Here is a 14,360-nt window from a genome sequence, read left to right on the forward strand (position 1 = left end):
TACAGGCCATGGCAGAGTATAAAATCGGAATTTTAAACGGCGACGATATCGGGCTTGAGATCGTGCCGGTTGCCGTCGAGGTGTTGAAAACGGCGGTGAAACGCTATCCGGAGATTCAGATCGAATGGGTGCCTCTGCCGATCGGGTATCCGTCCTTCCTGGAGCACGGGACGACCCTCCTGCCGGAGGTCCGGGAACGGCTTTACACGCTGGACGGGTGGATTCTGGGGCCGATCGGACATATGGCCTACCCCAAGGATCAGCCAAACTGCTTCAATCCGCACCCCATCCTGCGGCGGGAATACGATCTGGTGTCGAACATCCGCCCGGCAAAATCCTATGCGGAGATTCCCTGCATCAATCCGAACGTAGACCTCGTCATCATCCGCGAAAACAACGAGGGCTTCCAGCCGGACCGCAACATGTTCCGCGGGACCAGCGACTGTATGCCCACGCCCGACATGGCGCTTTCGCTGCGGGTCATTACGAGACGGAACAGCACGCTGGTGGCAAGGGAGGGCTTTGAACTGGCCCGACGGCACGGCGGGCGCAAAAAGGTGACTGCGGTCCATAAGAACACCGTTTTCAAGCTGGGATGCGGCCTCTTCATCGAAGCCTGCCGGGATGTGGCGAAGGAATACCCGGACATCGAGTTTGAGACGGTGGTGGTGGACACCTTCGCGATGAAGATGCTGATGCGGCCGCAGGATTACGACGTCGTCATCACCACCAATATGTTTGGGGATATTCTCTCCGACGAAGCCGCGGGGCTCGTCGGCGGGCTCGGCATGGCGGCGGGACTGTGCGCCGGCCCGCAGTACTGCATGGCGCAGGCAACACACGGCTCGGCGCCGGACATCGCCGGCAAGGGGATCGCCAATCCGTTCGCGATGATCAAATCGGCGCAGATGATGCTCAACTGGCTCGCCGGGCGCAAGCAGGACGCGTCGGCCTTAAAGGCGGCCGCCGAGATGGAGCGGGCCATGGAGGCGGTGCTTTCCGACAAGGCGTCCGTCACGCCCGATTTGGGCGGGACCGCCTCCACGCTGCAAATGGGACGGGCGGTCTGCGGCCTGCTCGAAGCGGGAGACCTTTAGCGCCGGGCCTTATTCTCCGGCGAAAAACTCCCGGCAATAGTCCTGCATAATCCGGATAAATTCCTTTGCGTATTTCGTGAGATGCGTCTCCTGACGGTACATAATGCTGAACTCCGTATACGTCCGCTGCAGCGGGTGCGCGCCGACCGAATAGAAGTCGAGCTTCGACTGGTGACAGGCGTTGCCGATAGTGAAAAAGCTGGGTACGAACACGATGCCCAGACCGGCGACCGCCATACGGAGAGCGGTTTCGATGTTGGCGGTCACAATGGTTTTCGCCGGCACAAACTGGGACTGCGCAAAGAACTGGTCGGCCATGAAGCGGGTGTGATGCCCCGGCTTCAAGAGAATGAAGCACTCGTTGAGCACCTCTTGCAGTCCCAGCCAGGGATGGGCCGCGTCGCCGGAGCGGACCGCCCGCTCCTTTACCGGATGGTCCTTGGGCAGGCCGAGCAGAAATTCTTCCCGGAAGAGGGGAAGGGCCGTAAATTTATAAATATTCGTTACCGGGCCCTTGGCGATGACGAAATCGATCAGCCCGCTCGCAAGCTGGGTTTCCAGATTGTAGGAGTTTTCCTCGAAGAGCAGAAGCTCGACGTTGGGGTACTTCTGGCGGAACCGCGCGAGGGTTTCCGGCAGAAGCAGCGGGCTCCGGGTGAAAGAGGTGCCGATCCGGAGGGTGCCGTGGATCATGTTGTCGGAGTTTAAAAGATTGCGCGACATGGTTTCGTAGATCTCCATCATCTTGCGGGCGGCCTTCGCGTAATGCTTGCCGGCGTCCGTCAGGATGATGCTGCGGCCGGTGTTCTCCAGCAGGTTGGTGTCCAGCGTCTCCTCCAGCGTTTTGATGTATTTACTCAGCGCCGGCTGCGAGATGTACAGGTGCTCCGCCGCCTTTGTGATCGTACCGTATTTTTCGATCGCCAGAATATAGTTCAGTTCCTTGAGCAGCACACTAGCACTTCCTTTCCTTGATCAGCCGAATCGATAACTCCAGTTTAATATGAACTGCGCTTTTTTTCAAGACGTGACGAAAAAGGAGGGACTTGAAACCCAAAACGGTTACGACCGCTGTATACGGACGCTTTTCGCTTTCAATCGGACAACCGTTACACACAATCACAAGAGTAAAGGGAGAAGGAGATTTTTAAATGAAAAAGCTGTTCAGCGTAGTACTTTGCCTGACGATGATCCTAAGCCTGGCGGCCTGTGGAGCGGGCGGGAACGCCGAAACCGCGCCGTCGGCGCAGCAGGCCGCTCCGGCGGCCTCGGGAAGCGCCGCGGAGACGGAGGGATGGGTCCCCACGAAGCAGGTTGAGATCGTCACCCATTCCGGCGTCGGCGCGGGCGGAGACCTCATCGGGCGCGCGATCATCGAGGCGACGCAGGGTCTGGTCCCGCAGAACATGTTCATGCAGAACAAAAAGGGAAGCGCGGGCTCGAACGTCTGGGCGTACGTCAAGGAGGGGAAGACCGACGGCCACACGCTGATCGTCGGCACGCCCACCAATTTCCTGTGGTACTACAACGCGAATAACGGCATGCATCCCACGGAGGACCTTGTCCCGCTGGCGCGTTTCCAGCTTGAGCCCCAGGTGCTGGTGGTCCATAAGGACAGCCCCTACCAGGACATCGCCTCCTTCCTTGAAGCCTATAAGGCGGGCAACGCGACCATCGCCGGCGAAGCCAGCGGCGGACCGGCCTGGATGTGCGCCACGATCATGGCGGACACCCTGGGCTGCGGCACCAGCTACATCCCCTACACGGACGGCGGCGAGGCGCTCACGGCGCTGCTCGGGAAGAATGTCGACGCAGTTTTCGGCCAGCTGGGCGAGGTCTATGACCAGCTCGCGGCGGGCGAGGTCCGGGCGCTGGCGTTCGCGGAAGACAAGCGCGTCGAGCAGTTCCCCGACATCCCGACACTTACGGAATCCGACGTGGACTTCGTATTCCCCCAGTGGCGCGGCCTCTTTGTGCGCAAGGGGACTCCTGATGAAGCAATCGAATATTGGGAAAAAATCTTTGCGGAATCCTCCCAGTCGGAATCTTTCCAGAAGTGGCTTGCGGATTCCGGTTCCCTTGACGGCTGGATGGGCCACGAGGAGTTTCTGGAGCTCTGCAAGCAGCAGGATAAGACCGTAAAGGAAATCATCGCGAAATACGGCACGGGCGAGTAATCGCTTTTGACTTTCAAAACCGGCGTGAGACGGCTCCGGGCGGCGGGCCGCCCGGAGCCCCGCCGGAGGGCGCGCAACTTCAACGTTAGGGAGGACCATGGTCCATGAAGAAGAAAAAATACGTAGATATCATATCGGGCATTCTGCTCATCGCGCTGGGCTCGATATATTTCTACTCCGCAACCACCCTGCCCGAGGCGCTGACTACGGAGCCGCTGGGACCGGCGGGCTTCCCTCAGTTTTTGGCGGTGGTGCTGATCGCTCTGAGCCTGTGGATTTTAGTCAAAGCGATTTTGGACAAATCCGAAGAGGCGAATTCCGCGACAAAATTCACCCCCAGGGACATCCGGTGCCTGCTCCTTGTGATCGGCATGATGGTGCTGTATGTCGCGGGAATCCAGTTGCTTGGCTACACGGTATCCACCTTCTTATTTGCGGCGGTCTGCTTCTGCTTGATGGGAGCTTCCTGGAGAAAACCGACGGGCGTGCTGATCCCCTCCGCTGTGATAGCCGTTGTGTGCTATTTGCTGTTCAAGGTTCTTTTCAACGCGGATCTTCCCCGCGGCCTGCTAATTTGATGGTACGAAAGGAGCAGCTATAAATGACAACGATGCAGCTTTGGGGAGAAATCTTCTCCGCGTTTTCCATTCAGAGTGTTCTCTGGGTCTTTGCCGGCGTTGCCTGGGGGATTTTCGGGGGCGCCCTGCCGGGCGTTACCGCCTCCCTCGCCATGTCGCTCATCCTGCCCTTTACGATCGCGCTGGAGCCGGTGCAGGCGTTCATGCTGCTGGCCGCGGTCTACGTGGGCGCGGAATACGGCGGCTCGATCCCGGCGATTCTGGTCGGCGTTCCGGGCACCCCCGCGAACGCGCCCACCGCGCTGGACGGACGGCAGATGCACTTAAACGGCCACAGCGGCAAGGCGCTGGGCTATTCGCTGACGGGCGGCTGCTTCGGCAGCTTCTTCGGCGGGATACTGGGCGTTTTCCTGCTCGGCCTTCTGGTGAAAATTTCGCTGATGCTGGACGCGTCCGCCTTCTTTGCGCTCGCGCTCTTCGGCCTCTCGGCCGTCATCAGCATGTCGAAGGGGAACATGGCGAAGGGCTTTATCTCCATCATCCTGGGAATCATGCTCGGCAGCATCGGCGCGGACAACTTTACGGGGATGCCGCGCTTCACGATGGGGATGATCCAGCTGGGCGACGGCGTCAGCGACGTGCCGGCCGTGGTCGGCTTTGTGGCGGCGGCGGAGCTGTTCGGCCAGATCATCCAGCAGATTCAGGAGAAAAAACTGGTGTCTCCCATGCTGGGCAAGCTGGACTACACCTTCGTGACGATCAAGGAGTTTCTGGCGACCATCAAGACCGCGATCGTCAGCATGATCATGGGCATCGTGGTCGGCGTCATGCCCGGCGCGGGCCCCACCATCGCCTCGTTCATCGCGTATAATGAGGGCCGCCGGATTTCCAAGGACGGCGACAAATTCGGCACCGGCGTACCTGACGCCATTATTGCGCCCGAGGTCGCCAACAACGCCTGCGTACCCGCGGCGGTCGTGCCACTGCTCTCCTTCGGCATCCCCGGCTCCACATCGGCGGCCATCATGCTGGGGGCCATGGTCATGCATGGGATGCGCCCCGGCCCGCTGCTCGCACAGAACAATCCGGAGGCGCTCGGCGCGGTGTTCCTGGGCATCCTGCTGGCCTGCCCCTGCCTGCTGATCGTGGGGCGGCTTTTCTTAAAGCCGTGGGTGAAGGTGACCGCGATCCCGCCGCACTACCTCAATACGATCATCCTCTGCCTGCTGGTGGTGGGTTCCCTTGCTCTGAACGAAGGCATTTTCGCAGTGGGGATTCTGATTGTCTGTTCCTTCCTCGGCTATCTGATGAAGCTGGCCGGCTTCAACCCGGTGGCGACCGTCCTAGGCTTTGTGCTCGCGCAGCTGGTGGAGGACAATCTGCGCCGCGCGATGCTGCTTTCCAAGGGCTCGCTGATGACCTTTGTGGTGCACCCCATTACGCTGGTGCTGCTGTTGCTCACCGCGGCGTCCGTGGTATTCGGGCTGATGAAGGGCAAAAAGGCGAAACAGCAGGCTTGATGCCGCAGCCTGATTAGAAACTTCACGCAACCAGCGGGGGCCGCAGCACTCGGCTGCGGCCCCCGCCGCGTCTTTACGAAAGGAGTCACTATGGCACATGCATTGGAGCCGATCCGGATCGGAACGGTTCAGCTCAAAAACAGGATCGTTTTCCCCTCCATGTGCGTCTTTTTCTGCGACGCCGAGGGCTATATCAACGACGTGATGACAGAGTACGTCCGGGAGCGCGCACGGGGCGGCGTGGGGCTGCTCATCATCCCCGGCAGCCCCCACGGCAAGGTGGGCCCGGGCCGCCCAGCCCTCTCCCACAACGGCTATATCCCCGGATGGAAACGTCTGGCCGACGTCGCGCACGAGCATGGCGCAAAGCTCTTTTGCCAGCTCCACCCGGCGAAATTCCAGGCCGGAAGGGGCTATACCATTGAGGACATCAACGATTTTACGCCGGAGTATATCCGCGGCCTGATCGACAGCTACGCCGCGTGCGCGGCGCGCGCGCGGCGCGCGGGGGTGGACGGGGTCGAAATCCACGGCGCGCACGCGCACGAGGTGGCGCAGTTCCTCTCGCCGTTTTACAACCGGCGCCAGGACGAATACGGCGGCTCGACCGAAAGGCGCGCGCGGTTCGCGGCGGAGATCGTCCGAGGCATCAAACGGGAAACCGGCGCGGATTATCCGCTGATCTTCCGGATCAGCGGGGACGAGCTGGTGGAGGGCGGAAGGCGAATCGAGGAGACGGCCGCAATCGCCGGGCTCCTTGAAAAAGCGGGCGCGGATGCAATTCATGTCTCCTGCGGCATGCCGGAATCGGAGTATGCGATTTCCGCGCCGATGGACATGGAGGACCTTTTTAACGCCGACAACGCGGCGCGGGTGAAGGCGGCGGTTTCCATCCCGGTCATCGCGGTCAACCGCATCACCGACATGGAGGAGGCGGACGCCGTCATACGGAGCGGGAAGGCGGACCTGGTCGCCATGGCACGGGCGAACCTCGCGGACCCGAACATGATCGCGAAGTACGAGGGGCGGGTCGCGGGCCCGGTCAGGCGCTGCATCGGCTGCAACCAGGGGTGCCGCGACGCGGCGCTCTATAAAAAGATCCGCTGTATGCAAAATGCCCGGCTCGGCTTTGAGACGACGCTCAACTTTGCCGCGGCGACCGAGGCGGAAAAGGCGCAGAAAATCCTGATCGCCGGAGCGGGGCCGGCGGGGCTGGAGGCCGCTTACGACCTTACCCTGCGGGGATTCCGGCCTCTGGTGTACGAGAGGGAATCGAAGCCCGGGGGGCTGATCAATCTGGCGGCGCTGCCCCCGCAGAAGGAACGGATGCGCGAAATCACGAATTTCCGCGTGGCCGCGCTGGAAGAGGCCGGGATCGCCATCCAATACGGCTCGGAGGTCACCCCCGAGCTGCTGGAGCGGGAGAGGCCGGACGTGCTGATCGTGGCCACGGGAAGCGTCGCGGCCGTCCCGCCCATCCCGGGGATCGACGGGGAAAACGTCGTAACCGCGGACGAGCTCCTGTCAGGGCGAAAGCCCCTGCGGGGAAGCCATATCGTAGTGCTGGGCGGCGGCCTTGTGGGGTGCGAGGCGGCGGATTATCTGGCGGCCGCCGGCCGCCGGGTGGAGATCGTGGAAATGACGGACAAGCTCGCGGACGGGCTCAACCAGAGCAGGCGGCGCTTCCTCTTAAAGCGCCTGTCCGAGCACGGCGTAGCGGCGCACCTTCTCACAAAGGCGGAGCGCGTCGCCCTGCCGGAGGTGCGGGTTTGCAGCCAGAATTACAGCTATGCGCTGGAAGGGGTCGACGGCGTCGTGGTTGCCGCCGGACGCAGCCCGCAAGACCGCCTGAGCGCGTGGGCGAAGGAACACCTGCCCGGAACGCGGGTCTTTGTGATCGGGGACGCCGGGCGGCCGGGCGTCGCGCTGGACGCGATTCATCAGGGCGCCCGCGTGGCGGCGCAGATATGACGAAAACGGAGGGATAGCTTTTGAATAAGCGTTTGACGCTTAAAAATATGCTGGGGGACCGGGAAACCTATTTTGTCCCCGGCGTCTTTGACTGCATCGGCGCGCTGGCGGTCGAGGCGGCCGGCTTTCAGGCGGCGCTGGTTTCCGGCAACGCGGTTTCCGCCTCGGCGCTCGGTCTGCCGGACATGGGCCTGCTCACGATGACCGAGGTGGTCGACGCCTCCTCGCGGATTGCCCGCTCGGTGGACATCCCGGTGATCGCGGACGCGGACACCGGCTATGGCCAGCCGCTCAACTTTATGCGCACGGTGAACGAATTTGAACGGGGCGGCGTCGCGGGCATCCACATCGAGGATCAGGTCAGCCCCAAAAAATGCGCCTATTACGGCGGTACGCACGAAATCGTCCCCGTGGACGAATTCCTGAGGAAGCTGAAGGCGGGGATCGACGCGCGGGAAAACCCGGACTTCTGCATCATCGCGCGCACCGACGCCATGGTGAGCTACGGCAGGGAGGAGGCCGTGCGCCGCGCCAACAAATATCTGGAGGCGGGCGCGGACGCGGTGTTCGTGGTGGGATGCTCCACGCTTGAGGAGGTCGAGATGGTGGCGCGGGAGGTCTCCGGGCCGGTGGTGATGAACGTCAACGACATAAGCGAGCTGAATCGGTACTCGCAGGAGACCTTCCGGCAGCTTGGCGTCAAGCTGGTGCTCTATCCGGCCACGCTGCGCTCCCTCTTTCTAAAGCAGGCGCTGGACACGATGAAGCACCTCTATGAAAACGGGAATACGGCGGACAGACTGGACCGGCTTGCAACGCTTCCAGAATTTCAGAAGGCGACGAAGGTGCCGGAATACGAGGCGCGGGAGTACCAATATGCAAAATGAACGCGGCGGCCGCCGCGAGGGGGTATAAAATGGCTACTGCAGTTGAAAAAATCTTTTCCGCGAAGGCGGGCAGGCCGATCAAAGCGGGAGATATCGTGGTTGTGGAGGTGGACGCCTGCATGATTCACGACGTCAACGGCCCGACGGCGGTCAAAAACTTCGCGCAGATCGCAAAGACGGTCAAATCCCCGGCGCACCACCTGATCGTCCTGGACCACTTTGCCCCGTGTCCGAACGCGGCAGCCGGGAATAACCACCTTCTTCTCCGCCGCTTCGCAAAGGAGCACGGCATTCGGTTGGTGGACGTCTGCAAGGGCGTCTGCCACCAGAAGATGCTGGAATCCGGTAAAGTCAGGCCCGGCGGGATCGCAGTGGGCACCGATTCGCACTCCTGCACCTACGGCGCGCTAAACGCCTTCAGCACCGGCGTGGGCGCGGCGGAGGCGGCCGTCATATTTGCCTGCGACCAGTGCTGGTTCAAGGTTCCCCCGACCATCCGGGTGGAGTTTGTGGGAAAGCTGCCGCGCAAAATCCTGGGCAAGGACCTGGCGCTGGAGCTGCTGCGCATATTGGGTGAGGCGGGCGCGTCCTACCAGTGCATGGAGTTCGGCGGCGAGGCGGTGGCGGACATCAGCTTCGACAGCCGCGCCACGCTTTGCAACATGATGATCGAGGCCGGGGCAAAGGGCGCGATCATGCCGTGCGACGAGGTGGCCCGGCGGTGGCTCGCGGCGTACGGAGTGACCGGAGAAGCGGGGGTGGAACCGGACGGCGACGCGGAATACAGCCGTAGGATCACCATCGACGTCTCGCAGATGCGGCCGCTGGTGGCGGTGCCTCCGCGCATCGACCACGCAGTCGCGGCGGAGGAATTGGAGAAGGTCCGGGTGGATCAGGTCGTGATCGGGTCCTGCACGAACGGGCGCTACGAGGATATCGCGCTCGCGGCCGAAATTCTCCGGGGGAAACGGGTGGCCGACGGCGTCCGGCTGCTGGTCTATCCCGCTTCGCCGGAGGTGGAGGCGGCGCTCAAGGCGGGCGGACATCTGGACGCGCTCACTTCAGCGGGGGCCTCCGTCTTCCCGCCGAGCTGCGGCCCCTGCGCGGGAATCCACGGAGGCCTGCTGGGGGACGGCGAGGTGGCGGTCTCGACCACCAACCGAAACCTGAACGGACGGATGGGGAGCAAGGATGCGCGGATTTATATCGCTTCTCCGCTGGTGGCCGCCTGTTCGGCGCTGTGCGGATTTATCACGGATCGGGAGGTTTTGGGATGAAGGGGAAAGCGGTCGTGCTGGGCGACAATGTGAACGGGGACCAGATCATCGCGGGCAGCCGCCTCGCCGGCGGAAAGAACGAGACGGAAGGTGTGCCGTATCTCTTCGAGGCGTGCAGGAGCGATTTCTCCTCCGTCTATCAGCCGGGGGACATCCTGGTCGCCGGTGAAAATTTTGGCTGCGGCTCTTCCCGGGAGCAGATCATCCTGGTAATGAAGGCCGCCGGCGTTCGGTGCGTGATCGCAAAGTCGTTCAGCCGACATTTCTACAGAGGCGGCATCAACATGGGAATCCTCCCGCTGATCTGCCGGGCGGAGATTCGGGAGGGGGACCTCGTGGAGGTGGACCTCGAAAAAAGCTGCATCCGGGTAAACGGTTCCGATCCGGTGGCCTTCGAGCCCTTTCCGCCGCAGGTCGTTGGATATCTCACGGAGGGCGGCCTGCTCGGCTATTACAAAAAACACCATACGCTGCGATAAAAAACCCGCCTGCAAGCGAACGCTTGCAGGCGGGTTTTTCGTGTTTTCAGCCGTGCGCCGGCTTTCGCAGCGTCAGCAGCGCACTGATGCCGGTGACGGCGAAGAGCACGATCCCCGACAGGAAGAACCAAAGCGGCACGCCGAAGCGTTCGGCGACCGGCCCCGCGATCAGAAGCCCCAGCGGCATGGCCAGCGACATCATGCTGCCCAGCAGAGAGAAGACGCGCCCCTGCGCCTCGTGGGGGACGGACTCCTGCATGTAGGCCATGAAGGGGATGCCGTAGAGGTTCCCGCTGGCGCCCATGACGGCGCAGAAGATCGAAAAGGGCCAGAAAAAGACCATGTCGCTTGGGAGGATTCCGCAGAGCAGGGTGCTTGCCGCCAAACCGAGCAGGCCGAGGTGGATGACAGAAAACTTGTTTTTGATCGTTCCTACCGCGCCGAGGCCTGCGGCGCTGAGCATCATACCCGCCGCGTAGAGCAGCTCGACGAGGCTTGCGTGCCAGGCTGTCGCCTGAAAATGATCGCTTGTCATCAGCGGATAGAAGGAGGAGAGCGGCATGTAGAAGATCATCCCCACGCACACGCAGAGGGTGAGGGTGAAGAGTCTGCGGTCGCGCAGGAAGACGGCCGCGCCATCCCGCATCTCCCGCAGGAAATGCGGAAGCTCCTGCCCGGCGCGCGGGGGATCGGGGATCTTCACCACCGCGACCGTGACGCTCGCCGCGACTGCGCCCGCCAGATCGGAGAGCAGGATGACCGGAAGCGGCAAGGCGGCGTACATCGCGGCGCCGAGCACCGGCCCGAGCATAAAGGCGCCCGACTGCATGAACTGGCTCCAGCCGTTGGCACGGACGAGCTGGTCCCGGGGCACGAGCATGGGGATCGCTGCCTGGATCGCGGGGGTGTGGAAGACGTTCCCGACCGCCCGGATGCCCAGCACGAGGCAGGCCGACCAGAAGGGCGGCCTGCCAAGCAGGAAGACGCCCGCGAAAACGGTCGCGACCAGGCCCATGAAGAGGTCCGCGGAGATGATGACCGTCTTGCGCTTGAGACGGTCGACCCACACCCCGACGAACGGCCCGAGCACCAGCTGCGGCAGGAAGGCGAAGAGCCCCGCCAGCGCCATCGTCATGGGGGAGGAGCTTTCGCTGGCGAGCCACCAGATCAGCGCGAACTGGACGGCGCTGCTGCCGATCAGCGAGACGGTCTGCCCGGCCGCGATCGTAAAGAAGCCGCGCTTCCAGCCGTGAGGCTTCGATTGTTCCATAAAACCTCCTTTTATTTGCCGGACGGTCAAAAAAACGCAGACACGCGCCCGCCCGGCTGTGTTTGCGTCCGTGGTCGAAAGACGGCCCGCCGCACCGTACGGCGGGCCCTCCGGAGTTTGTGAATGGAATTCCATTATAGCAGGCCGGTTCCGTTTGTCAAGAAGGTTTTTCAAGGGGGACGGATGCGCGCAAAAAAGGCCCCGCCGGCGGTGCCGACGGGGCCTTTCAGCCTCCGGGAATCAGATCGCGCCCGACTGCTTGAGCCACTCCTCGATCTGGAACTTGGATTTGGCGGCGACGAGCGGTTCGTTCTCCTTGCCGCCGCGGAAGAGCAGCAGGGTGGGGATGGTCATCACCGAGAACTGCTGCGCGAGCGAGGGCACGTCGTCGATGTTCACCTTGGCGAACCGGATTTTGCCCTCGTAGGCCGCGGCGAGCTGGTCGAAGATGGGGGCGAGCATCCGGCAGTAGCCGCACCAGGGCGCCCAGAAGTCCACGAGAACGGGCTCGCTCGATTTCAGGACCTCAGCCTCAAAATTGTCCGCTGTGATCGTTAAGATATTCATATAATCATCCTTTCCGGTTCATTTTCTTCTATCTGTAATTATAATCATTACAGATAATTTGTCAAGCACTTTTTCAAAAAAAGTGCTACCGGAGATTCCCGGAGAGGAACTCGTCGCGGAACCACACCTTCTTCGCCTCAAAGCTCCTGCCGTTCAGATAGTCGAGGGGGCCCGCGCCGCCCTGGAACCGGAAGGTGAGCTTGTAGGAGTAGAGAGCCTGGAACTGGTAGCCGGTGCCGTGGTTGTCGCGGTTGCGGCCGTACTTGGCGTCGCCGAGCAGCGGATGGCCGATGGAGGCGAGGTGTGCGCGGATCTGGTGGGTGCGGCCGGTCAGCAGGTCGACCTCCAGCAGGGAGAAGCGCCCGTTCTCGCCGAGCACGCGGTAGTGGGTGAGGATGGTGCGGCCGCCCGGCACGGGATGGTCGCAGACGGTGACGGTGTTCGCCGCGCCGTCCTTGACGAGGAAGCCCTTGAGGGTGTCCGACCGGTGCGGCATCGTGCCGTGCACGACGCAGAGGTAGAGCTTTTGCAGCTCGCGGGCCTTGATCTTTTCATTGAGCACCCGCAGGGCGGGCGCGTTTTTGGCCGCGATGACGATGCCGCCCGTATTGCGGTCGATCCGGTTGCAGAGGGCGGGCGTAAAGCTGTTCTCCCGGGCGGGGTCGTACTCGCCCTTTTGGTAGAGGTAGTGGAGGATGCGGTTGATCAGCGTGTCCGTCTGACCGCCCTCGTCCTCGTGGACGAGCAGGCCGGGGCGCTTGTCCGCGAGGAGGATGTTTTCATCCTCGTAGAGGACGTCGACCGTGGGCGGGACGGAGAGGAAGGCGGGCGCGCCGGGCGCGCCGCCGAAAAACTCGTCGTTCAGGTAGAGGGAAAGCCGGTCTCCCTCGCACAGACGGGTGGAGATCTCGCACCGCTTGCCGTTGAGCTTGATCCGCTTGGTGCGGATGGATTTATAGAGCAGGGCCTGGGGCAGCAGCGGGACCGCCTTGGTCACGAACTTGTCCACGCGCTGGCCCGCGTCGTTTTGATTGATGACGAATTCCCTCATGGCGAACCTCCGCAGCCCCGATGGTCGAAGGGGCCTGTAAATCAATGGCCGCGCGGCGTTGAAACCGCCCGCGGCGGGGGCGACCGGATGTGAGCGGATTCCCCGCGCTTATTATAGCACACAAGCTCCGCCGGCGAAAGCCGGGAAAAATCGACGGGGTCTAGGCAAACAGGAATTATTTTGTTATAATATGTACTAAGATACTGGAAACGCGGGCGGTGAAGAGCGGATGGCGAATGTGCACGAGGGACACAGGCAGCGGCTCAGGGACCGCTTCTTAAAGGAGGGGCTGGACGGCTTCGCCCCGCACAACGTGCTTGAACTGCTCCTCTTTTACGCGGTGCCCCAGCGGGACACCAACGAGCTGGCGCACCGTCTGCTCGCGCGTTTCGGATCGCTTTCCGGCGTGCTGGACGCGGATTTCGACGAGCTCTGCCAGGTGGAGGGGGTCGGCGCGAACGTTGCGACGCTGCTCAAGCTGGTGCCCGGGCTCGCGCGCCGGTACCTCGATGACTATGATGAAAACGGAGTGGTCCTCGCCACGATCGAAGAGGTGGGGACCTTCCTGCGGCCAAAGTTCATCGGGCGCAACAACGAAATGATCTTCCTGCTCTGCATGGACAGCCGGGGCGGCGTCGTCTACGGCGATTTCATCGCGGAGGGCAGCATCAACGCCGCGCCGATGTACACCCGCAACATCCTCGAGGCCGCGATGCGCAGCCATGCGGTGTCGGTGATTCTCGCGCACAACCATCCGCGCGGGCTCGCGCTTCCGTCCAACGCGGACATGCTCGCGACGCGCGCGGTCTTTGACGCGCTGACGGCTGCGAAAATCCGTCTTGCCGATCACCTGATTTTTGCGGGGTCGGATTACGTTTCGATGCGCGATTCCGGTTTCTTTTCCTTTGAGCGGCCTTAGGGCTTATTCTAATTTTGTGAGATGGAGGGACCACAGATGGAGTCAGGAAACCTGGGGGCGGTCAGCCCAACCTCCGTTTGGGTATTTGTTGACAGCACGGAGGACCACGACCTGAACGGGCGGCTGGCCTCTCCGGCCTTCGGTATTACGACGTTTTCCGGGGTGCTTGCGCTGATCACCCGCATGGAGCAGTTTTATAATGAAAAACGGTTCCCGCAGAGCTCCATGCAGATCCGCTCGTTCCATAAGAAGAAACGGGGAAAAACGGCGGAGGAAAAGCCGTCTGTCCCGGCGGCGGAACAGCGCGGGGACTTGGAGGAGATGCTCGCCCGCATCGGCATGGAGGAGCCCGGGAAACGGGCGACGTTTGTGATCAGCGTGCTCTTCCGGCAGAACGCCACCTGGCAGGGGACGGTGCGCTGGCTCAACCGGGACCAGACCCAGCGGTTCCGCAGCACGCTCGAACTGATCTCGCTGATGGAGGACGCGCTCTCCCGGGGCGGCGCGTCCGACGAGCCGGGCCGGTGGCGGGAATCCGCGGACAAAACAGAAAACGGATAACGATGG

General features: G+C 62.3%; 14 protein-coding genes. 10 read left to right on the forward strand and 4 right to left on the reverse strand.

Annotated elements, in window-relative coordinates; genetic code table 11:
• Positions 1–8 precede the first annotated feature (8 nt).
• Positions 9–1,097, forward strand: coding sequence for an isocitrate/isopropylmalate dehydrogenase family protein (locus C1A13_RS07255; protein WP_101550578.1), 1,089 nt, complete (start codon positions 9–11; stop codon positions 1,095–1,097).
• A 9-nt stretch (positions 1,098–1,106) separates the two neighbouring features.
• On the opposite strand, the gene C1A13_RS07260 is transcribed toward C1A13_RS07255, so the two are convergent.
• Positions 1,107–2,051, reverse strand: coding sequence for a LysR family transcriptional regulator (locus tag C1A13_RS07260; RefSeq protein ID WP_101550580.1), 945 nt, complete (start codon positions 2,049–2,051; stop codon positions 1,107–1,109).
• Between the two features lie 197 nt (positions 2,052–2,248).
• Here C1A13_RS07260 and C1A13_RS07265 point away from each other — a divergent pair, with 197 nt between their 5' ends.
• From C1A13_RS07265 to C1A13_RS07295, 7 genes are all read left to right on the forward strand, one after another.
• Entirely contained in the window at positions 2,249–3,274 is a 1,026-nt protein-coding gene (locus C1A13_RS07265; RefSeq protein ID WP_101550582.1) for a Bug family tripartite tricarboxylate transporter substrate binding protein, read from the forward strand.
• 104 nt (positions 3,275–3,378) lie between these two features.
• Positions 3,379–3,852 (forward strand): tripartite tricarboxylate transporter TctB family protein, encoded by a 474-nt coding sequence (locus tag C1A13_RS07270; protein ID WP_101550584.1) that lies wholly within the window; start codon positions 3,379–3,381, stop codon positions 3,850–3,852.
• 23 nt (positions 3,853–3,875) lie between these two features.
• Positions 3,876–5,372 (forward strand): tripartite tricarboxylate transporter permease, encoded by a 1,497-nt coding sequence (locus tag C1A13_RS07275; RefSeq protein ID WP_101550586.1) that lies wholly within the window; start codon positions 3,876–3,878, stop codon positions 5,370–5,372.
• Between the two features lie 90 nt (positions 5,373–5,462).
• Positions 5,463–7,343, forward strand: coding sequence for an NAD(P)/FAD-dependent oxidoreductase (locus C1A13_RS07280; protein ID WP_101550588.1), 1,881 nt, complete (start codon positions 5,463–5,465; stop codon positions 7,341–7,343).
• Between the two features lie 20 nt (positions 7,344–7,363).
• Complete coding sequence (locus C1A13_RS07285; RefSeq protein ID WP_207654183.1) at positions 7,364–8,230, forward strand: isocitrate lyase/PEP mutase family protein; 867 nt, start codon at positions 7,364–7,366, stop codon at positions 8,228–8,230.
• A gap of 29 nt (positions 8,231–8,259) precedes the next feature.
• Entirely contained in the window at positions 8,260–9,507 is a 1,248-nt protein-coding gene (locus tag C1A13_RS07290) for a 3-isopropylmalate dehydratase large subunit (RefSeq protein ID WP_172439207.1), read from the forward strand.
• Entirely contained in the window at positions 9,504–9,986 is a 483-nt protein-coding gene (locus C1A13_RS07295) for a 3-isopropylmalate dehydratase (protein ID WP_101550591.1), read from the forward strand. Before C1A13_RS07290 ends, C1A13_RS07295 begins: the two co-directional genes overlap by 4 nt.
• Before the next feature lie 46 nt (positions 9,987–10,032).
• On the opposite strand, the gene C1A13_RS07300 is transcribed toward C1A13_RS07295, so the two are convergent.
• From C1A13_RS07300 to C1A13_RS07310, 3 genes are all read right to left on the reverse strand, one after another.
• A complete protein-coding gene (locus tag C1A13_RS07300; RefSeq protein ID WP_101550593.1) occupies positions 10,033–11,256 on the reverse strand; it encodes an MFS transporter in 1,224 nt (407 codons plus the stop codon).
• Between the two features lie 240 nt (positions 11,257–11,496).
• Complete coding sequence (gene trxA / locus C1A13_RS07305) at positions 11,497–11,823, reverse strand: thioredoxin (protein WP_101550595.1); 327 nt, start codon at positions 11,821–11,823, stop codon at positions 11,497–11,499.
• Positions 11,824–11,908: 85 nt separating this feature from the next.
• Positions 11,909–12,874 carry an RluA family pseudouridine synthase gene (locus tag C1A13_RS07310; protein ID WP_101550597.1) on the reverse strand — a complete coding sequence of 322 codons (966 nt, stop codon included), beginning with the start codon at positions 12,872–12,874 and terminating at the stop codon, positions 11,909–11,911.
• A gap of 229 nt (positions 12,875–13,103) precedes the next feature.
• On the opposite strand from C1A13_RS07310, the gene C1A13_RS07315 reads away from it, so the two are divergent.
• Both C1A13_RS07315 and C1A13_RS07320 read left to right on the forward strand, forming a co-directional pair.
• Positions 13,104–13,793, forward strand: a complete 690-nt coding sequence (locus tag C1A13_RS07315) for a JAB domain-containing protein (protein ID WP_101550599.1) — start codon at positions 13,104–13,106, stop codon at positions 13,791–13,793.
• A gap of 36 nt (positions 13,794–13,829) precedes the next feature.
• Complete coding sequence (locus tag C1A13_RS07320; protein ID WP_101550601.1) at positions 13,830–14,354, forward strand: hypothetical protein; 525 nt, start codon at positions 13,830–13,832, stop codon at positions 14,352–14,354.
• Positions 14,355–14,360: the final 6 nt, after the last annotated feature.

Origin of the sequence: Anaerotruncus massiliensis (ex Togo et al. 2026) (assembly GCF_900199635.1) — a bacterium.
Taxonomy (GTDB): domain Bacteria; phylum Bacillota; class Clostridia; order Oscillospirales; family Ruminococcaceae; genus Anaerotruncus; species Anaerotruncus massiliensis.